The organism is Nocardioides palaemonis (assembly GCF_018275325.1).
GTDB lineage: Bacteria > Actinomycetota > Actinomycetes > Propionibacteriales > Nocardioidaceae > Nocardioides > Nocardioides palaemonis.
In genome coordinates this window covers 578,038-598,677 of the sequence record NZ_JAGVQR010000003.1, presented here as the reverse complement: position 1 = coordinate 598,677, position 20,640 = coordinate 578,038, and the positions used below count along the sequence as shown (strand labels likewise).

The 20,640-nt window shown below is 72.7% G+C and carries 23 protein-coding genes; 13 read left to right on the top strand and 10 right to left on the bottom strand.

All coding sequences use genetic code 11. The annotated features are described in order from the left end of the window. Positions 1 to 34: 34 nt before the first annotated feature. Entirely contained in the window at positions 35 to 1,078 is a 1,044-nt protein-coding gene (locus KDN32_RS15260) for an iron ABC transporter substrate-binding protein (protein ID WP_211733083.1), read from the bottom strand. Positions 1,079 to 1,186: 108 nt separating this feature from the next. Here KDN32_RS15260 and KDN32_RS15255 point away from each other — a divergent pair, with 108 nt between their 5' ends. The 5 genes from KDN32_RS15255 (at position 1,187) to KDN32_RS15235 (ending at position 6,595) form a co-directional block, all read left to right on the top strand. Further along, positions 1,187 to 2,383, top strand: a complete 1,197-nt coding sequence (locus KDN32_RS15255; RefSeq protein ID WP_211733082.1) for an acyl-CoA dehydrogenase family protein — start codon at positions 1,187 to 1,189, stop codon at positions 2,381 to 2,383. 70 nt (positions 2,384 to 2,453) lie between these two features. Next, complete coding sequence (locus KDN32_RS15250) at positions 2,454 to 3,785, top strand: sensor histidine kinase (protein ID WP_211733081.1); 1,332 nt, start codon at positions 2,454 to 2,456, stop codon at positions 3,783 to 3,785. Further along, positions 3,782 to 4,450 (top strand): response regulator, encoded by a 669-nt coding sequence (locus tag KDN32_RS15245; protein ID WP_211733080.1) that lies wholly within the window; start codon positions 3,782 to 3,784, stop codon positions 4,448 to 4,450. The genes KDN32_RS15250 and KDN32_RS15245 overlap by 4 nt, the downstream gene beginning before the upstream one ends. Before the next feature lie 55 nt (positions 4,451 to 4,505). Then, positions 4,506 to 5,387 (top strand): ABC transporter ATP-binding protein, encoded by an 882-nt coding sequence (locus KDN32_RS15240; RefSeq protein ID WP_211733079.1) that lies wholly within the window; start codon positions 4,506 to 4,508, stop codon positions 5,385 to 5,387. Continuing rightward, positions 5,384 to 6,595: an ABC transporter permease gene (locus KDN32_RS15235; protein WP_211733078.1), complete on the top strand. Its 1,212-nt coding sequence runs from the start codon at positions 5,384 to 5,386 to the stop codon at positions 6,593 to 6,595. The genes KDN32_RS15240 and KDN32_RS15235 overlap by 4 nt, the downstream gene beginning before the upstream one ends. Before the next feature lie 10 nt (positions 6,596 to 6,605). On the opposite strand, the gene KDN32_RS15230 is transcribed toward KDN32_RS15235, so the two are convergent. From KDN32_RS15230 to KDN32_RS15200, 7 genes are all read right to left on the bottom strand, one after another. Further along, entirely contained in the window at positions 6,606 to 7,064 is a 459-nt protein-coding gene (locus KDN32_RS15230; protein WP_211733077.1) for a VTT domain-containing protein, read from the bottom strand. After that, on the bottom strand, positions 7,064 to 7,705 hold the full coding sequence (locus tag KDN32_RS15225) for a CDP-alcohol phosphatidyltransferase family protein (protein ID WP_307854131.1): 642 nt from the start codon (positions 7,703 to 7,705) through the stop codon (positions 7,064 to 7,066). Before KDN32_RS15225 ends, KDN32_RS15230 begins: the two co-directional genes overlap by 1 nt. A 10-nt stretch (positions 7,706 to 7,715) precedes the next feature. Continuing rightward, positions 7,716 to 8,342 carry a Maf family protein gene (locus KDN32_RS15220; RefSeq protein ID WP_307854130.1) on the bottom strand — a complete coding sequence of 209 codons (627 nt, stop codon included), beginning with the start codon at positions 8,340 to 8,342 and terminating at the stop codon, positions 7,716 to 7,718. After that, entirely contained in the window at positions 8,339 to 10,030 is a 1,692-nt protein-coding gene (locus tag KDN32_RS15215) for a DUF885 domain-containing protein (RefSeq protein WP_211733076.1), read from the bottom strand. Before KDN32_RS15215 ends, KDN32_RS15220 begins: the two co-directional genes overlap by 4 nt. A 45-nt stretch (positions 10,031 to 10,075) precedes the next feature. Further along, positions 10,076 to 11,080 carry a type IV toxin-antitoxin system AbiEi family antitoxin domain-containing protein gene (locus KDN32_RS15210; protein WP_211733075.1) on the bottom strand — a complete coding sequence of 335 codons (1,005 nt, stop codon included), beginning with the start codon at positions 11,078 to 11,080 and terminating at the stop codon, positions 10,076 to 10,078. 128 nt (positions 11,081 to 11,208) lie between these two features. Next, a complete protein-coding gene (locus KDN32_RS15205; protein ID WP_211733074.1) occupies positions 11,209 to 11,430 on the bottom strand; it encodes an acyl-CoA carboxylase subunit epsilon in 222 nt (73 codons plus the stop codon). Continuing rightward, positions 11,427 to 13,004 carry an acyl-CoA carboxylase subunit beta gene (locus tag KDN32_RS15200; protein WP_211733210.1) on the bottom strand — a complete coding sequence of 526 codons (1,578 nt, stop codon included), beginning with the start codon at positions 13,002 to 13,004 and terminating at the stop codon, positions 11,427 to 11,429. Before KDN32_RS15200 ends, KDN32_RS15205 begins: the two co-directional genes overlap by 4 nt. A gap of 102 nt (positions 13,005 to 13,106) precedes the next feature. On the opposite strand from KDN32_RS15200, the gene KDN32_RS15195 reads away from it, so the two are divergent. From KDN32_RS15195 to purE, 6 genes are all read left to right on the top strand, one after another. Next, entirely contained in the window at positions 13,107 to 13,889 is a 783-nt protein-coding gene (locus tag KDN32_RS15195; RefSeq protein ID WP_211733073.1) for a biotin--[acetyl-CoA-carboxylase] ligase, read from the top strand. Between the two features lie 15 nt (positions 13,890 to 13,904). Beyond that, complete coding sequence (locus tag KDN32_RS23385) at positions 13,905 to 14,408, top strand: PH domain-containing protein (RefSeq protein ID WP_211733072.1); 504 nt, start codon at positions 13,905 to 13,907, stop codon at positions 14,406 to 14,408. After that, positions 14,398 to 15,402, top strand: coding sequence for an adenylate/guanylate cyclase domain-containing protein (locus KDN32_RS15185; protein ID WP_211733071.1), 1,005 nt, complete (start codon positions 14,398 to 14,400; stop codon positions 15,400 to 15,402). Before KDN32_RS23385 ends, KDN32_RS15185 begins: the two co-directional genes overlap by 11 nt. A gap of 84 nt (positions 15,403 to 15,486) precedes the next feature. After that, on the top strand, positions 15,487 to 15,804 hold the full coding sequence (locus tag KDN32_RS15180) for a winged helix-turn-helix domain-containing protein (protein ID WP_211733070.1): 318 nt from the start codon (positions 15,487 to 15,489) through the stop codon (positions 15,802 to 15,804). A 16-nt stretch (positions 15,805 to 15,820) separates the two neighbouring features. Continuing rightward, entirely contained in the window at positions 15,821 to 16,990 is a 1,170-nt protein-coding gene (locus KDN32_RS15175; protein ID WP_211733069.1) for a 5-(carboxyamino)imidazole ribonucleotide synthase, read from the top strand. An 8-nt stretch (positions 16,991 to 16,998) separates the two neighbouring features. Next, positions 16,999 to 17,544 (top strand): 5-(carboxyamino)imidazole ribonucleotide mutase, encoded by a 546-nt coding sequence (gene purE / locus KDN32_RS15170; RefSeq protein ID WP_211733068.1) that lies wholly within the window; start codon positions 16,999 to 17,001, stop codon positions 17,542 to 17,544. Here the strand turns inward: purE and arfB are convergent. Further along, on the bottom strand, positions 17,541 to 17,969 hold the full coding sequence (gene arfB, locus KDN32_RS15165; RefSeq protein ID WP_211733067.1) for an alternative ribosome rescue aminoacyl-tRNA hydrolase ArfB: 429 nt from the start codon (positions 17,967 to 17,969) through the stop codon (positions 17,541 to 17,543). The genes purE and arfB overlap by 4 nt on opposite strands. 26 nt (positions 17,970 to 17,995) lie before the next feature. Here arfB and KDN32_RS15160 point away from each other — a divergent pair, with 26 nt between their 5' ends. Further along, positions 17,996 to 18,979 carry a Gfo/Idh/MocA family protein gene (locus KDN32_RS15160; protein WP_211733066.1) on the top strand — a complete coding sequence of 328 codons (984 nt, stop codon included), beginning with the start codon at positions 17,996 to 17,998 and terminating at the stop codon, positions 18,977 to 18,979. On the opposite strand, the gene KDN32_RS15155 is transcribed toward KDN32_RS15160, so the two are convergent. Beyond that, a complete protein-coding gene (locus KDN32_RS15155) occupies positions 18,976 to 19,407 on the bottom strand; it encodes a CoA-binding protein (protein ID WP_211733065.1) in 432 nt (143 codons plus the stop codon). The genes KDN32_RS15160 and KDN32_RS15155 overlap by 4 nt on opposite strands. A 55-nt stretch (positions 19,408 to 19,462) precedes the next feature. Between KDN32_RS15155 and KDN32_RS15150 the strand changes: the two genes are divergently transcribed. Then, a complete protein-coding gene (locus KDN32_RS15150; protein ID WP_211733064.1) occupies positions 19,463 to 20,635 on the top strand; it encodes an acyl-CoA dehydrogenase family protein in 1,173 nt (390 codons plus the stop codon). Positions 20,636 to 20,640: the final 5 nt, after the last annotated feature.

Here is a 20,640-nt window from a genome sequence, read left to right as displayed (position 1 = left end):
AGCAGCAGGGGCGGTGTGCGGCGCTCGGTGGCGCTCAGAGCAGTCCGGCCTCGGTCATCAGGTCGGTGACCTGCGGGCCGTTGAGGCTGGCCACGTCGACCTGCGGCGGCTCGAGCTCGTCGAACGGCTTCACGTCGGGGCTGAGGCTCGCGTCGGGGTTGAGCGGGTACTCCAGGGCGTACGACTCGCCCATCGCCTGCTGCGCCTCGGTGCCGGTGAGCCAGGTGACGAACTGCTCGGCCGCGTCCTGGTGCTCGCTGGAGGCGAGGATGCCGGCGCCGGAGACGCTGACGAACGCGCCGGGGTCCTGGTCGCCGAAGAAGTAGAGCTGCGAGCTGTCGGAGTCCGAGCCGTTCTCGGCGCGGTCGCGGTACCAGTAGTAGCTGTAGGCGATGCCGGCGTCGACCTCGCCGGAGTCGACCGACTGCATGACGACGAGGTTGTTCTGCACGATCACGCCGTTCTCCTTCAGCCCGGCCAGCCAGTCGGCGGTGGCCTGCTCGCCCTCGAGCTCGAGGACCGCGGACACGATCGCCTGGAAGTCGGCGCCGGTGGGGGAGAAGGAGACGCGGCCCTTCCACTCGGGCTTGGCGAAGTCCATGATCGAGGCCGGCATGTCGGTCTCGGTCATCGAGTCGGTGTTGTACATCGCGACCGTCGAGCGGGCCAGGAACCCGGTCCACGTGCGGTCGGCGGGGACGTACTGGTCGGGGATCGTCGCGGTGGCCGACTCGGGCAGCTCGGCGAAGAGGCCGGCGTTGTCGACGATGCTCATGGCCGGCGAGTTCTCGGTGAGGAAGACGTCGGCGGGGGAGTCCTTGCCCTCCTCGACGATCTGGTTGGCCATCTCGAGGTCCTTGCCGTTGCGCAGCTCGACGTCGAGGCCGGTCTCCTCCTCGAACAGCGGCACCAGCTCGTCGAGCAGCTGCTCGTGCTGGGCGTTGTAGACGACGACGTCGGGGGAGCCGAACACGCCGCAGCCGGTCAGGGTGGAGGCGGTCAGGGTGACCGCGGCCAGGGAGACGGCGGCGCGGCGCAGCGATCGGCGCGGGGAAGTCTGCACGGGGGTGGTCCTCACTTTGCTTAGGCTCACCTAACTCTAGCGGCGGGGCGACCGGCTCGCGGAATCGGCTTCGTCACATCGGGGGTTAGCGATCGCTAACCCCCAGCGGCTAGTGTGACGCGCATGACCTTCGAGCTGTCCCCCGAGCACGAGCAGTTCCGCCGCAGCGTCCGCGACTTCGCCGAGGCCGAGATCGCGTCGCACGCCGCGCAGTGGGACCGCGAGCACCACTTCCCGACCGACGTCGTCCAGAAGATGGGCGCCCTCGGCCTGATGGGGCTCACCGCCCCGGAGGAGTTCGGCGGGTCCGGGATGGCCGGCGAGGACGGCGGCTTCACGTCGCTGTGCCTGGCGATCGAGGAGATCGGCCGCGTCGACCAGTCCATGGGCATCACGCTCGAGGCCGCGGTCGGGCTCGGCATCAACCCGATCCTCACCTACGGCACCGACGAGCAGAAGAAGACCTGGCTGCCCGACCTGGTCGCCGGCGACAAGCTCGCCGGCTTCGGCCTCACCGAGCCCGGCGCCGGCTCCGACGCGGGCGCGACGCGCACGAAGGCCGTCCTCGCCGACGGCGAGTGGGTGGTCAACGGCGCCAAGCAGTTCATCACCAACTCCGGCTCCTCGATCACCTCGCTGGTCACCGTGACCGCACGCACCGGCGAGCGGGCCGACGGCCGCCCGGAGATCTCGACGATCATCGTGCCCTCCGGCACGCCCGGCTTCACCGCCGAGAAGGCCTACGACAAGCTCGGCTGGCACGCCTCCGACACCCACCCGCTGTCCTTCTCGGACGCACGGGTCCCGGAGTCGAACCTGCTCGGCGAGCGCGGCCGCGGCTACGCCCAGTTCCTCGCCACCCTCGACGACGGCCGCGTCGCGATCGCCGCCCTCGCGGTCGGCTGCATCCAGGCCTGCCTCGACCTGTCGCTGCAGTACGCCGGTGAGCGCCAGACCTTCGGCGGCCCGATCGGGCGCAAGCAGGGCCTCGCCTTCCAGGTCTCCGACCTGCAGGTCATGCTCGACGCGTCGCGCCTGCTGACCTACAAGGCCGCCGCCATGAAGGACGCCATGGACGCCGGCAAGGACGTCTCGATGGCCGCCTTCAAGCAGGCTGCCGCCGTCGCCAAGCTCTACACCACCGAGTCGGCCGTCACCGCGACCCGCATCGCGACGCAGGTCTTCGGCGGCTACGGCTTCATGGAGGAGTACCCGGTCGTGCGGTTCTACCGCGACGCCAAGGTGCTCGAGATCGGCGAGGGCACCTCGGAGGTCCAGCGGATGCTCATCGCGCGGGGGCTCGGCCTGCCGGTGGAGTGAGGCCTGCGCCCCACCGATCTCCCCCTCCCGACGGATCCCGGCGGGGCGCGGGCGTCGTACCCTCGCCCGCATGCCACCCGTGAGCCAGCGCCTGCTCGACTGGTTCGGCGTCGACGACCCCTGGGAGCGCCCGCGCCCGCCGGTCGGTCGTCCGGACGTGGTGCTCGCCCTCACGGTGGAGGCCGTGAGCGTGCTCGCGCTCGAGCTGGTGCGCAGCTCGGGCGGCTTCGAGCACACCGACGCCCCGGTCTGGGCGCAGTGGCTGGCCGTCTCCAGCGGTGCAGCGCTGCTCCTGGGACGCCGTCGCTGGCCGCTGACGGTGGCCCTCCTGGCGGCCGCCCACATGTTCGTCGCGGGCGTGACCATGCCCGAGGTCATGGGCCAGCTCTCGCTGCAGATCGTCTACTTCGTCGCCCTGCTGTCCGGGGTGGCGTACGCCCGGGACCGGCGGGCGATGGTCGTGGTGGTCGGCACCATCGTGCTGTTCATGTTCGCGTGGATCGGTTGGCAGTTCGCGCTCGGGTCGTCGATCCAGGAGTGGCTCGACGACGAGGACATGAGCGGCCGGACGGGCGTGTTCGCACCGATCCCGGCGGCGATCGCCATCACGCTGCTGATCAACGTCATCTACTTCGGCGGCGCGATCGCCGGGGGCGGCGTCTCGTGGCGGGCCGCCCGCCAGCGCCACCGGCTCGAGGAGCAGGCGAGCACCATCGCCGCCCAGGCGGGCCGGCTGCGCGAGCAGGCCGTCGTCGACGAGCGGCTCCGGATCGCGCGCGAGCTGCACGACGTGGTCGCCCACGGTGTCTCGGCCATGGGCATCCAGGCGGGGGCCGCGCGGCGCGTGCTCGAGCGCGACCCCGACGCCGCGCGCACCGCCCTGGCCAACGTCGAGGACGCCTCGCGCGACGCGGTGACCCAGATGCGGCTGCTGCTCGGCACGCTGCGCGAGGGCGTCGGCGACCACGACGCCACCGCGGAGGACGCCGCCCGTGCCCCCGGGGCCACCGTCGCGGACCTCCCGGCGCTCGTCGACGAGGTGTCCGGGGAGGGGCTCACGGTCACCCTCGACGTCGTGCCGGGGTGCGACGTCGCCGCCGAGCGGGTGCCGCGGGGCATCGGGCTCGCGGTCTACCGCACCGTGCAGGAGGCTCTGGCCAACGTGCGGCGACACTCCAGCGCCGACGCCGTGTCGGTCGTCGTCCGCGTCGACGAGGCGGCGTCCTACGTGGAGGTCGAGGTCGTCGACAACGGTCGCGCGCGCCACGGCACGTCCGGCAGCGGCCTGGGCCAGCTCGGCATCCGCGAGCGCGCCGCGACCCACGGCGGCCACGTCGAGATCGGACCGCGGGTGACCGGCGGCTACCGCGTCCGCGTGCGCTACCCGCTGGAGGACCGGTGACCGAGCCGCTGAGGGTCCTCCTCGTCGACGACCACGCGATGGTGCGCTCGGGCTTCGCCATGGTGCTGTCGGTCGAGGACGACATCGAGGTGGTCGGCGAGGCGGCCGACGGGCTCCAGGCCCTCGAGCGGGCCCGCGAGACGCGGCCCGACGTGGTCCTCATGGACGTCCAGATGCCGCGGATGGACGGCATCGAGGCGACCGGCCACCTGGTCGCCGAGGACCTCGGGCACGTCGTCATCGTCACCACCTTCGACCGCGACGACTACCTCTTCGCCGCCCTCGAGGCCGGCGCCAGCGGGTTCCTGCTGAAGAACGCCGGCCCCGAGCAGCTGCTCGACGCCGTACGCGCCGCCGGGCGCGGCCACGCGCTGCTCGCCCCCGAGGTGACCCGTCGCGTCATCGGCAAGATGGCCGGCGGGCGCGACGGCACCGCCGACCGCCCCGAGCCGTCGGAGCTCTCCCGCCTGACCGCCCGGGAGCGCGAGGTGCTCGTCCTGCTGGGCCGCGGGCTGTCCAACGGCGAGGTGGCGGCCGAGCTCGTGCTCGGCGAGGCGACGGTCAAGACCCACGTGTCGAACGTCCTGGCCAAGCTGCACCTGCGCGACCGGGTGCAGGCGGTCGTGTTCGCCTACGAGGCCGGTCTCATCCACCCGACGGACTGAGGGTTCCGTCGCGCGGGGGATCCCGCGGGCGACGTGGGCGCCTAGCGTCGTGGTCATGTTGGAGATCAGGGAGCTCACCCGGCGGTTCGGCGACGCCACCGCCGTCGACCACGTGTCCTTCGAGGTGCCGGCCGGGCAGATGACCGGCTTCGTCGGCGCCAACGGTGCGGGCAAGACCACGACCATGCGGATGGTCATGGGCGTGCTCGGCATCGACGAGGGCGAGGTGCTGTGGCAGGGCCGGCCGATCACCCGGCTGGACCGCCGCTCGTTCGGCTACATGCCCGAGGAGCGCGGCCTCTACCCCAAGCAGCCGATCCTCGACCAGCTCGTCTACGTCGCCCAGCTCAAGGGGATGGAGCGCGTCGCGGCGCGCTCGGCCGTCACCGAGCTGCTGGAGCGCTTCGGGCTGGGCGAGAGGACCAAGGACCACCTGGAGAAGCTGTCGCTGGGCAACCAGCAGCGGGTGCAGATCATCGCGTCCGTGCTGCCGCGCCCCGCCGCACTGGTGCTCGACGAGCCGTTCTCGGGCCTCGACCCGGTGGCCGTCGACTCGATGGTCGACCTGCTGCGCGAGTACACCCGCGACGGCGTGCCCGTGCTCTTCTCCAGCCACCAGCTCGACCTCGTCGAGCGCCTGTGCGACCGCCTGGTCGTGCTGGCCAACGGACGCCGGGTCGCCGCCGGCACGGTCTCGGAGCTGCGCGACGCGGGGGTGCCGCGCTTCCGGCTCGTGCTCGGCGGCGACGCCGGTTGGGTCCGCGACCACACCGGCCTCGACGTCCTCGACCTCGACGGGAGCACCGCGCTGGTCGAGGTCACCGACGAGGGCGCCGAGCAGCACCTGATCACCGAGGCGACCCGACGCGGCGCCGTCCACGAGTTCGTCCGGGTCCGCCCGGCGCTCAGCGAGATCTACCGGGAGGCCACCGCATGAGCACGGCACAGCAGGACACCCAGCCCCGACGCGACGCCACCGGTGGCGAGCCGGCCTGGCTGCTCGTCACCAAGCGCGAGGTCGTCTCGCGCATCACCGACAAGTCGTTCGTCATCGGCACCGTGCTGATGGTCGCGATGATCGTCGGCGTCCTGGGGTTCACCGCCTGGCAGGACGGTCGCACCAACGAGGTCACGCTCGCGGTGACCCCCGACGCCGTCGCGATGGGCGAGGCCGTCGTGGACCTCGGTCCCGACGTCGACGACGACGTCGAGGTCACCCTCGTCGACGTCGACGACACCGCCGCTGCGGAGGCGCTGCTCACCGACGGCGAGGCGGACGCCTGGCTCCACCCGGTCGACGGCGGGTGGGAGCTGACCACCGAGTCGAGCGAGGACAGCTCCCTCACCGACGTGGTGACCGCCGTGGTGCGCCAGCAGGTGCTGGCCGACAACGCGGCCGGGACCGGCGTGACCCTCCAGCAGCTCGAGGCCGGCAGCACCGTGAGCACGGACTTCCTGCGCGGCGACGCGGAGAAGGCGGCGGTCGCCGAGGTGGTCGGGTTCGTGTTCGTCTTCCTGTTCTACTTCGCCGCCCTCGTCTTCGGCATGCAGCTGGCCAACTCGGTGATCGAGGAGAAGCAGAGCCGGATCGTCGAGATCATCGCCGCCGCGATCCCGCTGCGCCAGCTGCTCGCCGGCAAGGTCCTCGGCAACACCGCGCTCGCGCTCATCCAGGTCCTGGTCTACGCCGCGGTCGGGCTGATCGGCATGTCGTTCACGTCCTACAAGTCCTACGTGCCCGACCTCTCCGGTCCCGCGGCCTGGTTCATCGCGTTCTTCGTCGCCGGGTTCGTCGCGCTGGCCTGCCTGTGGGCGGTCGCCGGATCGCTGGCCTCGCGCACCGAGGACCTGCAGGCCACGTCGACGCCGCTGACCATGCTGATGCTGGTGATGTTCTTCGGCGGGCTCTCGCTCGACGGTCGTGCCCAGGTCGTCGCGTCGTACGTCCCCCCGGTGTCCGCGGTGGTGATGCCCAAGCGGATCCTCGCCGGCGGCGTCGAGTGGTGGGAGCCGCTGCTCGCGCTCGGTCTGCTGGCCGTCTTCGCCGGGGTCACGGTGTGGGCGGGCGAGCGGCTCTACCGCCGGGCGCTGCTCCAGACCGGCGGCCGGGTCAGCCTGCGCCAGGCCTGGTCCGCCGCGGAGTGAGCCGGGGGACTCACCAGAGGTTCAGGAGCGACGAGGTCCCGGCCACCACGGCCCAGAAGCGCAGGCCACGGCCGAGCAGGCCGGTGATGAGGAAGATCCAGAAGTTCACCCGCAGCGTCCCGGCGAGGACCGCGGTGACGGCGTAGGGCGGGAAGCCCGTCGCCGCCGAGAACAGCAGCAGGCCGGCCGTGAACCACGGCCGGCCTTCTGCGCGTGCGTGCCACGTGTCCAGCGACGCCTTGGCCTTCGGCTTCTGCAGCTGGCGATGCACCCAGGGGGCGCGGTCGACGTGCATGCCGCCCCAGTACCAGAGGATCTTGCCGAGCATCTGCCCGACCGTCGCCGCGACGATCAGGCCCCAGAAGTGGGTGGGCGCCTGGGTGATCGCGCCGCCGAGGAAGATCTCGATGTTGATCAGCGGGACGAGTGCGGAGGCGATCGAGACGCCCAGCACGCTCCAGAAGAGCATCAGGCCGGGGAGCCCGGGACCGGGATGCCGATGCGGACCAGGCGGTGCAGCGAGACGCACTTCAGCACCAGCAGCGCCGAGGCGATGACCAGCCCGACCCACATCCACCCGGTGACCAGCAGCAGCACCGCGAAGAGCGCGCTGTTGACCGCCTTGGCGGGCTTGGACCAGTTCCACAGCCAGGTCGGCCGGTCGACCACGAAGAAGTAGTTGGGGCTGCGGACCGGCCAGGCCAGGAACGCGATCGATAGGAAGCAGTCGACCACCATGAACTCGGCTAGGTAGACGAAGATCGCGGGGGAGAGGTCCGGCTGCAGCCAGGCGAGGCCGACGTAGAAGGCCGCCGCGTTGAGCCGGTCGCACATGATGTCGAGCACGGCGCCGATGCGGGTCTCGCAGTCGCGCACGCGCGCGTAGAACCCGTCCAGCATGTCGCCGACCCAGTAGACCGCGAGCGCGGCGACGAGCAGGGTGAGGCTCTGCTGGTGGGCCGCGACGGCGGCCAGCACGACGGAGGCGACGGTGCGGACCGCGGTGATGACGGTGGCACCGGTCAGCAGCCGCTCCTCGCGGACGCCGTACCGGTCGTCGGGGTCGGTGACAGGCTGCGCCTGCACCGTGCCAAGAAGCCCGCTCCCCACGCCCCGGATGCTATCGGGTGGGGCTCGTCGACCCGCGCCACAGGTCGGGCCAGGCGTGGCCCAGCTCCAGCACCAGCTCGCGCAGCAGGGGAAGGCTGACCCCGACGACGTTGGTGTGGTCACCCTCGATGCCCGTGACGAACGCGGCCCCGAGCCCGTCGATGGTGAAGGCGCCGGCGACCTGCAGCGGCTCGCCGGTGGCGACGTAGGCGTCGATCTCCTCGTCGGTGACGTCGGCGAAGCGGACGACGGTGGACCCGGTGGCCGCGGCGACGCGGCCGCTGGCCGCCTCGCGCAGGCAGTGGCCGGTGTGGAGCACGCCCGCCCGGCCCCGCATGGCGCGCCAGCGCGCCCGGGCCTCGTCGGGCTCGTGCGGCTTGCCGAGCGCCTCGCCGTCGAGCTCGAGCACCGAGTCGCAGCCCAGCACCAGGGCGTCGGTCGGCACGTCGGGCAGCCCCGCGACCGCCGCGCACTTCAGCTCGGCGAGCTGGAGCGCGAGCTCGGCGGGCGGCAGGTCGTCGACCTGGGACTCGTCGACCCCGCTGACGATGACGGTCGGGTCGATCCCCGACGCCTGCAGCGTGGCGAGCCGGGCGGGGGAGGCGGACGCGAGGACCAGCGGCACCCGCGCCGTCACAGCCGCTCCAGCGCGGTCCGCAGCGGGTCGAGGCCGAGCGAGCCGAGGTCGAGCGCGGCGCGGTGGAACGCCTTGAGGTCGAAGTCGTCGCCCTGGCGGGCCTGGACCTCGGCGCGCGCGTCGAGCCAGATCCGCTCGCCGACCTTGTAGGACGGCGCCTGGCCGGGGAGGCCGAGGTAGCGCTTGACCTCGAACTGGATGACCTCGTCGTCCATCCGGCAGTGCAGCCGCATGAACTCCAGGCCCAGGTCGGGCGTCCAGGTCTCGCCGGGGTGGAACGCGGTGCCGCCCGCGCCGAGCCGGTTGTCCTCGGGGATGGTGAGCTCGAGGTGCATGCCGATGTCGACGATCACGCGCGCGGCGCGCAGCGACTGGCCGTCGAGCATGCCGAGCAGGTCGGCCGGGTCGTCGAGGAAGCCGAGCTCCTCCATCAGCCGCTCGGCGTAGAGCGCCCAGCCCTCGCCGTGGCCGCTGCACCAGCACATCAGCCGCTGCCAGCGGTTGAGGGTGTCGCTGCGGTAGGCCGTCTGCGCGACCTGGAGGTGGTGGCCGGGCACGCCCTCGTGGAAGACGGTCGTGACCTCGCGCCACGGGTGGAAGTCCTCGATGCCGTCGGGCACCGACCACCACATCCGGCCCGGCCGCTCGAAGTCCTCGGAGGGGCCGGTGTAGTAGATGCCGCCGTCGTTGGTGGGCGCGAGCATGCACTCGATCCGGCGCACCGGCTCGGGGATGTCGAAGTGGACGCCGGCCATCTCCTCGAGGGTCCGGTCGGCGAGCTGCTGCATCCACTGCCGGAACTCCTCGCGGCCGTGCACCGTGCGCGCCGGGTCGGCGTCGAGGTGCGCGACCGCCGCGTCGACGTCGGCTCCCGGGAGGATCCGGTCGGCGGTGGCGTGCATGAGGTCCGACAGCCGCTGCAGCTCGGTCCAGCCCCAGGCGTAGGTCTCGTCGAGGTCGACCTCGGCGCCGAGGAAGTACCGGCTGGCCAGGGTGTAGACGTCGCGCCCGACCCCCTCCTTCTCCGCGCCCTGCGGCTCGAGCTCGTCGCTGAGGAACAGCCCGAACGACGCCGTGGCTGCGCTCGCCGCACCCGCCGCCGCGCGCATCGCGCTGTCGTCGGCGAGGCCGAGGCGGTCGACCAGCCCGAGGTAGAAGTCGCCGGCGTCGCCGACCTGGCCGGTCCAGCGACGCACCTGCTCGGCCACCTCGGCGTACTGCCGGGCCGCGACGACGTTGCCCTTGCGAGCCTCGTCGGACAGCGTGACACGCAGGCCCTCGAGCGCGGCCGGGACGGCCTCGAGCCGCGCACGGATCGCGGCGACCGCCTCGTCGCCCTCGGTCGGCATCAGGTCGAAGACGCCGCGGACCTCGTGGAGCGGGCTCCACAGGACCGACATCCGCGACCGGTTGACCCCGGCCTCCTCCAGCTCGATCTCGAGCCGGGTGCGCTCGAGGAACGCGTCCCTCGCCGCCGCCTCCCGGTCGTCGACCGGGGTGGCGGCCTCGACCGCCGCCACCGCGCGACGGGCCAGCTCGAGGCGGGCGTCGAAGCCGGCGGGGGAGTAGTCGGTCATCTCGTGCTCGTGGCCGGCGACCCCGATCGAGGTCGCGGTCAGCGGGTCGAGGGCGCAGTAGTCCTCGACGAAGGCGTCACAGAGGGCATCGATGGTCCGGGTCTGGGTCACGTGGGCGACCCTATGCCCGGCGGGCGACAGTGGAGCAGGAAGCCGCTAGGTCGGGCCCGGCGCTCCACCGTCGCCGAGCGCGCAGCCCGATCCGCACGGTCGAGGCGCGGTTGCCCACCCCCGCCGTCGGAGCACCTGCGCGACGATCGCGGCCAGGCGGCACGGCTCGAGGACCTGTGCCCAGCCGGGACGCAGGGTGAGGTGGTCGTCGACGGAGGCGTCGAGGTCGCGCTGCAGGTCGGACCACCGGTCCACGGCGTCCCGGTGGCCGAAGGCACCGTCGAGCTCGACGAGGACGCGCTCGGGTGCGTACCGGACGTCGCGGTGCACGATGCCCGACGCGGTGTCCTGCCGCAGCTGGCGCTCACCGACCGGCAGGCCGTGGGCCCGCTCGACGTCGCGCAGGTAGCGCTGCTCCAGCACGGACCTGACGCCCGACGCCACGTCCGCCAGGACCTCACCGAGGAACGCGCGCCGCGGCAGGCGGGGCAGCCGGCCGACGGTCTGCGCCAGCCGTTCGGCCGTCGTCAGTCCTTGGTGGACCGCGTCGGAGAGCAGGGCGATCGCGCCGGCCGGGTCCCGGTCGGCAGCGGTCTTGAGGAGGGCGAACTCGACGGCCACGCGCGGCGGCCGGCGGTTCGGCTGCAGCCACTGCTCGAGCTCCGCCACCCGCTCGACCACGACGCCCGCGGGCGGGCGGATCCGTCGGTCGCGACCCACGACGAGCCGGATCGGTTCTGTCACTGTGCCGCCGGCCGACCGGTCACGGGTCATGCCGTGCGCGTCGAGTGCCGACTCCCGGTGGAGCGCGGCCGGCGCACACGCGAGCACGGCCGCCCAGCGGCGCTGGGCGCGGGTGGGGCGTGCGCCGTGGTCGACGTAGACCCCGGGGTGGACGACGACCAGCTCGCGGCGCGCGACCAGGCGGCGTACGTCCGCGCGGGACGCGCCGAGGTCGATGAGCTGCGACCGGGAGACCACGCCGACCTGCGCCCGGAGCAGGCGGGCGAGGCCAACGTGGTCGAGGGTGCTCGTCGAGCGCTTCGGCATCCCCCGACGATCGCCCGGCAGCGCCCGGGGCGCCACGGGGTGGGGCGGATCTGTGGACGGGCCTGGCAACGGTGGAGCACGCGGCCGCTAGGTCGGGCCCGGCGCTCCACCGTCGGCGCGCTCGTACGTCAGTGCGGCAGGCCGCTGGCGCGCCACGCGCCCACACCCGGGCGGTGGGTCTGGCGCACGCCGCGCGAGGGGAGGTTCCACGTCGGGCGGGGCTTGCGCGGCGGCTCGCCGCCAGCTGACCCGAGCGCCGAGAAGACCGCGACCAGGGCCGCGACCTCCTCGGTGGTGGCGTCGGGGTTGACCACCTTCAAGAGGGGTCGTTGTGCCTGCTCGCCGCTCACAGCGGGATGTTCCCGTGCTTCTTGGGCGGGAGGCTCTCGCGCTTGGTGCGCAGCATCCGCAGTGCCCGGACGATCTCGACGCGGGTCTCGTGGGGTGCGACGACGGCGTCGACGTAGCCGCGCTCGGCCGCGATGTAGGGGTTGGCGAGGGTGGTCTCGTACTCCTCGATCAGTTCCGCGCGCTTCGCCTCGACGTCGCCGCCGGCGTCCGCGACCTTCTTGAGGGTCTTGCGGTGCAGGATGTTGGCCGCGCCCTGGGCGCCCATGACCGCGATCTGGGCGGTGGGCCAGGCGATGTTGATGTCGGCGCCGAGGTGCTTGGAGCCCATCACGTCGTAGGCGCCGCCGTAGGCCTTGCGGGTGATCGTGGTGACGAGCGGGACCGTGGCCTCGGCGTAGGCGTAGATCAGCTTCGCGCCGCGGCGGATGATGCCGTCCCACTCCTGGTCGGTGCCGGGCAGGAAGCCCGGGACGTCGACGAAGGTGAGCACCGGGAGGTTGAAGGCGTCGCAGAACCGGACGAACCGGGCGGCCTTCTCGGACGCGTCGATGTCGAGGGTGCCAGCGAACTGCATCGGCTGGTTGGCCACGACGCCCACCGACTGGCCCTCGACCCGGCCGAAGCCGATCAGGATGTTGGGCGCGAACAGCTCCTGGACCTCGAGGAACTCCTCGTCGTCGAGCACGGCGGTGATCACGTCGTGCATGTCGTAGGGCTGGTTCGGCGAGTCCGGGATGAGCGTGTCGAGGGTGCGGTCGAGGTCGGTGACCTCCATGTCCGGCGCCTCGTCGTAGGTCGGGGCCGGATCGAGGTTGTTCTGCGGGAGGTAGGACAGCATCGACTTCACGTACTCGATGGCGTCCTCCTCGTCGGAGGCCATGTAGTGGGCGTTGCCGGACTTGGTGTTGTGGGTCCGGGCGCCGCCGAGGTCCTCCATCGTGACGTCCTCGCCGGTGACGGTCTTGATCACGTCGGGGCCGGTGATGAACATCGCCGAGGTCTGGTCGACCATCACGGTGAAGTCGGTGACGGCGGGGGAGTAGACGTGGCCGCCCGCGCAGTTGCCCATGATCAGGCTGATCTGCGGGATCACGCCCGAGGCGTGGACGTTGCGGCGGAAGATCTCGCCGTAGAGGCCGAGGGAGACCACGCCCTCCTGGATGCGGGCGCCGGCGCCCTCGTTGATGCCGATGATCGGGCAGCCGGTCTTGATCGCGAGGTCCATGACCTTGGTGATCTTCTCGCCGTAGACCTCGCCCAGCGAGCCGCCGAACACGGTGAAGTCCTGGCTGAACACGCACACGGTGCGGCCGTTGACCTCGCCGTAGCCGGTGACCACGCCGTCGCCGTAGGGGCGGTTCTTCTCCAGCCCGAACGCGGTGGAGCGGTGGCGGGCGAGCTCGTCGAGCTCGACGAAGGTGCCCTCGTCGAAGAGCATCTCGATCCGCTCGCGGGCGGTGCGCCGGCCCTTCGCGTGCTGCTTCTCGATCGCCTTGTCGGACCCCGCGTGCACCGCCTCGTCGAGACGGCGCTCGAGGTCGGCCAGCTTGCCGGCCGTCGTGCGGATGTCGATGCCTGTGTCCTGCGAGGGGACGTCGGTGCCCTCACCCGGCTGTGCGCTCACGCCGTGGCCTCCTGGTCGGTCGAAACGGATCCGTCCGGCAATCTAGTGCCCATGACCGCCGCGCCCCCACCTCGCCCTCCCCTCGACACCGACCGGATCGCCGTCCCGGCGGGCTGGCGCGTGGAGGTCGAGGAGGCCACGCCCTCGACCAACGCCGCCCTCGCCGCACGGGCCCGCGCGGGCGAGGCGCCCGGTCTGGTGCTCGTGACCGAGCACCAGACCGCCGGGCGCGGCCGCCTCGACCGGGTGTGGGAGACGCCACCGCGCTCCTCCCTGACCTTCTCGGTGCTGCTGCGCCCCGACCTGCCGGCGGACGCGTGGCCGTGGCTGCCGCTGCTCACCGGGTACGCCGTCCAGGCCGCGCTCGCCGACCGGCTGCCCGACATCGGCCTCAAGTGGCCCAACGACGTGCTGGTCGACGGTCGCAAGGTGGCCGGGATCCTGGTCGAGCGGGTCGAGACCGCGGACGGGCCGGTCGCCGTCGTCGGGGTCGGGATCAACGTCGACCAGACCCTCGACGAGCTGCCGGTCGCCCTGGCGACCTCGGTGTCGCTGGAGACGGGGGAGCCGGTCGAGCGCACCGGCCTGCTCGGCCAGGTCCTCGGGTCGCTGCACGGGCTGATGGGGCTGCTCGACGACACCGACGCGCTGCGCGGGGCGTACGCCGACGTGTGCGTGACCGTCGGCCGCACGGTCGACGTGCACCTGCCGGGCGGGGACGTACGCCGCGGCGAGGCCCTCGACGTGGACGCCTCGGGCGCGCTGGTCGTCGGGACCGACGACGGCACCTTCACCGTCGCCGCCGGCGATGTCGTGCACGTGCGCCCCGCGTAGTGACATGATCGGCGCGTGGCGTTCCCCAGCAAGCTCCTCAACGAGGGCGAGCACGTCGTCGTCTCGACCCGCACCCACCCCAAGGCGCTGATCCTGCCCGGTCTGGTCGTCGTGCTGGCGCTCGCGCTCGCACTGTTCCTCACCGGGGTGACCGACAGCTCCGCGGTGCGCTGGATCGGCTGGGTGGTGCTCCTCGTCGCGCTGGTGTGGTTCCTCGTCGCGCCGTTCCTGCGCTGGCTGACCACGACCTACACGTTCACCAACCGCCGCTTCATCAAGCGCTCCGGCTTCATCGCCAAGGAGGGCCGCACGATCCCGCTCAACCGGATCAGCGGCGTTGACTTCGAGATCGGCGTGATCGACCGGATCTTCGGCTGCGGCACCCTCGTCGTCTCCGACGCGAGCACCGACGGCAGCGTCGAGCTCAGCGACATCCCGCAGGTGGAGCAGGTCCAGCTCAAGGTGTCCGACGAGCTGCACCGGCTCTCCGGTGGTGACCGCCGCGACGATGGCTCCTGACCGCGCCGCGCGCGGCTCGTCCGGTCGCGCGCCCGGAGAACGGCTCGACGACGCGATCCTGCGCGCCGCGCCTGAGTTCAACGCCCTCGAGGTGGCCGCCGAGACCGGCCTGACCGTCGAGCAGACCCGCCGGTTGTGGCGTGCGCTCGGCTTCCCCGAGTTCGTGGGGGAGAAGGCCTACACGGCGGCCGACGTCGAGGCCGTGGCGACGCTCATGGGCTTCGTGGACGCCGGAGCGGTCGACTTCGACATGGCCGTCAACCTGACCCGCGGCGTCGGGCAGACGATGGCCCGGCTCGCCGACTGGGAGGTCTCCACGCTGGTCAGCCGGGTCGAGGAGCTCGAGTCGGGCGAGGAGGCGACCGGGTCGCGGATCGGGTCGGCGATGCGCCTGATCAACGAGGTCAACCCGCCCTTCGAGCGGCTCCTGGTCTACGCCTGGCGCCGCCACCTCGCGGCCGCCGTCGGCCGGATCGAGGCGATGGGCGCCAAGGACGAGGACCTGCACACGATCGACGTCTCGGTCGGCTTCGCCGACCTGGTCTCGTTCACCGCGCTGTCCAACACCCTCGACCGCGACGAGATCGGCGACCTCGTGGAGGTCTTCGAGAGCCGCTGCCAGGACGTGGTGGCGCGTTTCGGCGGCCGGATCATCAAGAGCCTCGGCGACTCGGTCCTGTTCGTCACCAACACCGCCGAGGAGGCGGTCGGGGTCGCGGAGGGGATCATCAACGTGATCGGCCGCGACGCGAAGATGCCCGACGTACGCCTCGGGCTGGCGAGCGGTCCGGTGATCCAGCGCCTCGGCGACATCTTCGGCCCCCCGGTCAACCTGGCCGCCCGGCTCACCCAGGTCGCGCGGCGCAACCGCCTGATCGTCGACCAGAACACCGCCGACCTGCTGCCCCCCGAGGAGTGGGAGCACCGCCGGCTGCCGGCCCGCCCGGTGCGGGGCTTCGGCCTCGTCGAGCCGGTGGCGGTCCGGCGCCGCTGAGCGGCCGGTACTGGACCAGACCAGTTCTCCACAATTCGTCCATACGGGCCTCCGCCGGGTCCGCCCGTCCCTACGGTCGGGCCCGTGTTGGCTGTGCAGGACGTCCGCCTCGACCCCAAGACCGGCCAGGTGTGGCGCGGTGACGACGAGATCAGGCTCGCGCGCAAGGAGCTCCAGCTCCTGCACGCCCTGATGGCGCGCCCCGGTGACATCGTCACGCGCGGCGAGCTGATGTCGGAGGTCTGGCAGACCTCGTTCTACACCAGCTCCAAGACCATCGACGTGCACCTGGGGTGGCTGCGCCGCAAGCTCGGCGACGACCCGCGCAACCCCACGCTGATCACCACCCACCGGGGCCGTGGGCTCCGCTTCGAGACCGACGCGGCCACCGCCGGAGCCTGACCCTAGACTCCCTCGCGTGTCCTCGACCGGCTCGCACCGTGCCCCCACGCTCGCCGTCATCGGAGGTGGGCAGCTCGCCCGGATGATGGCCCAGCCGGCGATCGGCCTGGGCCTGCCGCTGCGCCTGCTGGCCGAGGCCGAGGGGGTCTCGGCCGCCCAGGTGATCCCCGACCAGCTCGTCGGCGACTACACCGACCTGCCCACGCTGCGCCGGGTCACCGAGGGCGCGGCCGTGGTGACCTTCGACCACGAGCACGTCCCGACCGACCACCTCCACGCCCTCGAGGCCGACGGCGTCGCCGTGCGCCCGGGGCCGGACGCGCTGGTCCACGCCCAGGACAAGGCGGTCATGCGCCGCCGCCTCGCCGCGCTCGACGTCCCGTGCCCGCGCAACGCGGTGGTCACGACCACCGCCGAGGTCGAGGCGTTCGGGCTGCCGTGCGTGCTCAAGACCACCCGCGGCGGGTACGACGGCAAGGGCGTGTGGGTCGTCCGCGCGCTCGACGAGGCGCAGGTCGCCTTCGACGCCGCAGCGGCCGCCGGGGTGGAGGTCCTCGCCGAGGAGCTGGTCGACTTCCGCCGCGAGCTGTCCGCGCTCGTCGCCCGCTCCCCGAGCGGGCAGGCCGCGGCGTACCCGGTCGTGGCGTCCACGCAGCTCGACGGCATCTGCCACGAGGTGGTCGCGCCGGCCCCCGACCTCGACCCGGCGCTCGCCGGGCAGGCGCAGGAGATCGCGCTGCGGATCGCCGGCGCGCTGGACGTCACCGGCATCCTCGCCGTCGAGCTCTTCGAGACCACCGACGGCCGGATCCTGGTCAACGAGCTGGCCATGCGACCGCACAACACCGGCCACTGGACGCAGGACGGCGCGGTGACGTCGCAGTTCGAGAACCACCTCCGCGCGGTGATGGACCTGCCGCTGGGCTCGCCTGCGCCGCGCGCCGCCTGGACCGTGATGGTCAACATCCTGGGCGGCCCCACCGACGCCGGGCACCTCTACGACGGGCTCCCGCACGCGATGGCCCGCGACCCCCGGCTCCGGGTGCACCTCTACGGCAAGGACCTGCGGCCGGGCCGCAAGGTCGGTCACGTCAACGCCTACGGCGACGACCTCGAGGACTGCCTCGAGCGCGCCCGGCACGCCGCCGCGTGGTTCCGCGGCGACCTCGGCAACGAGAGCGAGTGAGGACAGCGATGGACGGGCAGGGGCAGGGACAGCAGGCCGGCGCACGGGTCGGCATCGTGATGGGGTCGGACTCCGACTGGCCCGTCATGCAGGCCGCGGGGGAGGTGCTCACCGAGCTCGGCGTCGCCTGGGAGGCCGACGTCGTGTCGGCGCACCGGATGCCGACCGAGATGGTGGCGTGGGGCCAGCAGGCCCACACCCGGGGGCTGTCGGTCGTCATCGCCGGCGCGGGCGGAGCCGCCCACCTGCCGGGGATGCTCGCGTCGGTGACGCCGCTCCCGGTGATCGGCGTGCCGGTGCCGCTCAAGTACCTCGACGGCATGGACTCGCTGCTCTCGATCGTGCAGATGCCGGGCGGCATCCCGGTCGCGACCGTGGCGATCGGCAACGCGAAGAACGCCGGCATCCTGGCCGCGCGGATCCTCGGCACCAGCGACCCGGAGCTGCAGCAGCGCCTCGTCGACTACCAGGCCACGCTCGCCGAGACCGCCCACGCCAAGGGCGAGGTGGTGCGGCAGGCCGCCGCCGGCCACACCCGGCGCGTCGGCTTCTAGTCGCGCACCCGGCCGCGCAGCGACTTGGTCTGCGCGCGCTCCTTCTTGGCCTTGAGCCGTCGCTCCTTGGCGCCGCGGCTCGGGCGGGTGGGTCGCCGCGGCGGCGGGGGAGGCGCCAGCGCCTCGCGCAGCAGCGCGGCGAGCCGCTCGCGCGCCGCGACCCGGTTGCGGTGCTGGGAGCGGTGCTCCGAGGCGGCGATGGAGACCGTGCCCGACGGCCACCGCCGCAGTGCACGCCGGCGCTGGGTGTCGGTCAGGACGGTCGAGGACGCGACGTCGTAGTCCAGCTCGACGCGCGAGTCGGTGGTGTTGACCGACTGACCACCGGGGCCGGGGGAGCGGGAGAACCGCTCGACCAGCTCGGCGGCAGGCACGACCAGGCCCTCGGGGAGGCCGGGGCCGGCCGGGACGTGGAGGTCGCGCACGCACCCAGTATCCCTAGGCTGGGGCCATGACCGTGCGCTGGGGAATCGCCGCCACCGGCCGGATGGCCGCCGTCTTCGCCGAGGACCTCGCCCTCGTGCCGGACGCCGAGATCGCCTTCGTGGGCAGCCGCGACGCGGACCGCGCGCGCGAGTTCGCCGCCCGCGCGGGTGCCGCCGGCTCCGGGACCTACGCCGACCTGCTCGCCGCCGACCTCGACGTGCTCTACGTCGCCACGCCCCACCCGCAGCACCACGCGATCGCCCTCGCCGCGATCGAGCGCGGCACCCCGCTGCTGGTGGAGAAGGCGTTCACCGCCACGCTCGCCGGGGCCGAGGAGGTCGTCGCCGCCGCGCGAGCGGCGGGCGTGTTCTGCATGGAGGCGATGTGGACCCGGTTCCAGCCCGCCGTCGCGGCCGCGCGCGACCTCGTCGCCGCGGGAGAGATCGGCGACCCGGTCCTGGTCCAGGCCGACTTCGGCGCGCACCGTGCGTACGACCCGTCGAGCCGGCTCTTCGACCTCGCGCTCGGCGGCGGGTCGGTCCTCGACCTCGGCGTCTACCCGATCTCGCTCGCCCAGCACCTCCTCGGCCGGCCGGACCGGGTCGTGGCCACCGGCACCCGCTTCCCCAACGGCGCCGACGCCTCCGCCGCGATCCACCTCGCCCACGACGACGGCCGGGCCGCCGCGCTCACCAGCTCGCTCGCGGCGGCGACGCCGGGAGCCGCGGTCGTGGTCGGCACCGAGGGCTCGATCGAGCTGTGCCCGCCCTTCCACCACCCCGAGCGCCTCGTCGTCCGCCGCGGGGACGAGGAGCCGCGCGTGCTCGAGCACCCGGCCACCGGGCGCGGCTACACGCACCAGGCCGAGGAGGTGCACCGCTGCCTGGCCGCCGGCCTCACCGAGAGCCCGGTGATGCCGCTGTCGGACACCCTCGACGTGATGTGGGTGCTGGGGGAGTGCCTCACCCAGCTCGGGGTCCCGATGGCCGAGGCGGCCGTGGAGATCTAGGCGCCTCGCTTGCGCCACTCGATCGCCGGGCAGGTGTCCATCACCATCGGCACGCCGGCGGCCACGGTGCGCGCGAACGCGTCCTCGTCGACCACGCCGAGCTGGAACCACACCCCGCCCGCACCGATCGCGACCGCCTCGTCGGCGAACTGCCCGGCCGCCTCTGAGCGGCGGAACACGTCGACGACGTCGACCGGGAACGGGATGTCGGCCAGCGTGGCGTAGCCCTGCTCGCCGAGGACCGGGGGCGTCGCCGGGTCGGCGAACGACGGGTGCACCGGCACGACCTTCTTGCCGCGCTGCTGGAGCAGGGAGGCGATCGAGTACGCGGTGCGCGACGGGTCGCCGGACAGGCCGACGACGGCCCAGGTCTGCTGCTCGTCGAGCATCCGGTCGACGGTGGCTGGGTCCTGCCATGACGTGGCCATGACCACACGGTAGACGCCTCCTCGTAGAAGCATGGACGTCCTAGAATCTGTCGTCATGAGCGAGTTCCCCCTCTACGCCCTCTCCGAGGAGCACCAGGCGGTCCGCGAGGCCGTCCGCGCGCTCTGCGACGCCAAGATCGCGCCGTTCGCGGCCGCCGTCGACGAGGAGGCGCGCTACCCCCACGAGGCGGCCGAGGCGCTGCTCGCCTCGGACTTCCACGCCCCCCACGTGCCCGAGCAGTACGGCGGCGCCGGTGCCGACGCGCTCGCCACCGTGCTGGTCATCGAGGAGGTCGCCCGCGCGTGCGTGTCGTCCTCGCTGATCCCCGCGGTCAACAAGCTGGGCTCGCTGCCGGTGCAGATCTCGGGCTCCGAGGAGTTCAAGCAGCACTACCTCTCCAAGCTCGCCAAGGGCGAGGGCGGCTTCTCCTACTGCCTGTCCGAGCCGGACGCCGGCTCCGACGCGGGCGGCATGAAGACCCGCGCGGTGCGCGACGGCGACGAGTGGGTGCTCGACGGCGTCAAGCGCTGGATCACCAACGCCGGCGAGTCGGAGTTCTACACCGTCATGGCGGTCACCGACCCCGAGAAGAAGACCCGCGGCGGCATCTCCGCGTTCGTGGTCGAGAAGTCCGACGAGGGCGTCTCCTTCGGCGCCCCGGAGAAGAAGCTCGGGATCAAGGGCTCGCCGACCCGCGAGGTCTACCTCGACAACGTCCGCATCCCCGCCAGCCGGATGATCGGCGAGGAGGGCTCCGGCTTCGCGACCGCGATGAAGACCCTCGACCACACCCGCGTCACCATCGCCGCGCAGGCCGTCGGCGTCGCCCAGGGGGCGCTCGACTACGCGCTCGACTACGCGAAGGAGCGCCAGCAGTTCGGGAAGTCGATCAGCGACTTCCAGGGCATGCAGTTCATGCTCGCCGACATGGGCATGAAGGTCGAGGCCGCCCGCCAGATGACCTACGCCGCCGCCGGCCGCTCCGAGCGTGGCGACGACGACCTCACCTTCTTCGGCGCCGCGGCCAAGTGCTTCGCCTCCGACGTCGCGATGGAGGTCACCGTCAACGCCGTGCAGGTCCTCGGCGGCTACGGCTTCACCCGCGACTACCCGGTCGAGCGGATGATGCGCGACGCCAAGATCACCCAGATCTACGAGGGCACCAACCAGGTCCAGCGGATCGTGATGGCGCGCCAGCTGCTCGCCGGGGTCCAGTCGCAGCTCTGACCCCC

Excerpts from the sequence above, each read along its gene's own strand:
- KDN32_RS15255 (WP_211733082.1), top strand. The coding sequence starts at position 1,187 with ATGACCTTCGAGCTGTCCCCCGAGCACGAGCAGTTCCGCCGCAGCGTC.
- KDN32_RS15195 (WP_211733073.1), top strand. The coding sequence starts at position 13,107 with ATGACCGCCGCGCCCCCACCTCGCCCTCCCCTCGACACCGACCGGATC.
- KDN32_RS15210 (WP_211733075.1), bottom strand. The coding sequence starts at position 11,080 with ATGCCGAAGCGCTCGACGAGCACCCTCGACCACGTTGGCCTCGCCCGC.
- KDN32_RS15150 (WP_211733064.1), top strand. The coding sequence starts at position 19,463 with ATGAGCGAGTTCCCCCTCTACGCCCTCTCCGAGGAGCACCAGGCGGTC.
- KDN32_RS15240 (WP_211733079.1), top strand. The coding sequence starts at position 4,506 with ATGTTGGAGATCAGGGAGCTCACCCGGCGGTTCGGCGACGCCACCGCC.
- KDN32_RS15250 (WP_211733081.1), top strand. The coding sequence starts at position 2,454 with ATGCCACCCGTGAGCCAGCGCCTGCTCGACTGGTTCGGCGTCGACGAC.
- KDN32_RS15160 (WP_211733066.1), top strand. The coding sequence starts at position 17,996 with ATGACCGTGCGCTGGGGAATCGCCGCCACCGGCCGGATGGCCGCCGTC.
- KDN32_RS15230 (WP_211733077.1), bottom strand. The coding sequence starts at position 7,064 with ATGCTCTTCTGGAGCGTGCTGGGCGTCTCGATCGCCTCCGCACTCGTC.
- KDN32_RS15185 (WP_211733071.1), top strand. The coding sequence starts at position 14,398 with ATGGCTCCTGACCGCGCCGCGCGCGGCTCGTCCGGTCGCGCGCCCGGA.
- KDN32_RS15155 (WP_211733065.1), bottom strand. The coding sequence starts at position 19,407 with ATGGCCACGTCATGGCAGGACCCAGCCACCGTCGACCGGATGCTCGAC.
- KDN32_RS15235 (WP_211733078.1), top strand. The coding sequence starts at position 5,384 with ATGAGCACGGCACAGCAGGACACCCAGCCCCGACGCGACGCCACCGGT.
- purE (WP_211733068.1), top strand. The coding sequence starts at position 16,999 with ATGGACGGGCAGGGGCAGGGACAGCAGGCCGGCGCACGGGTCGGCATC.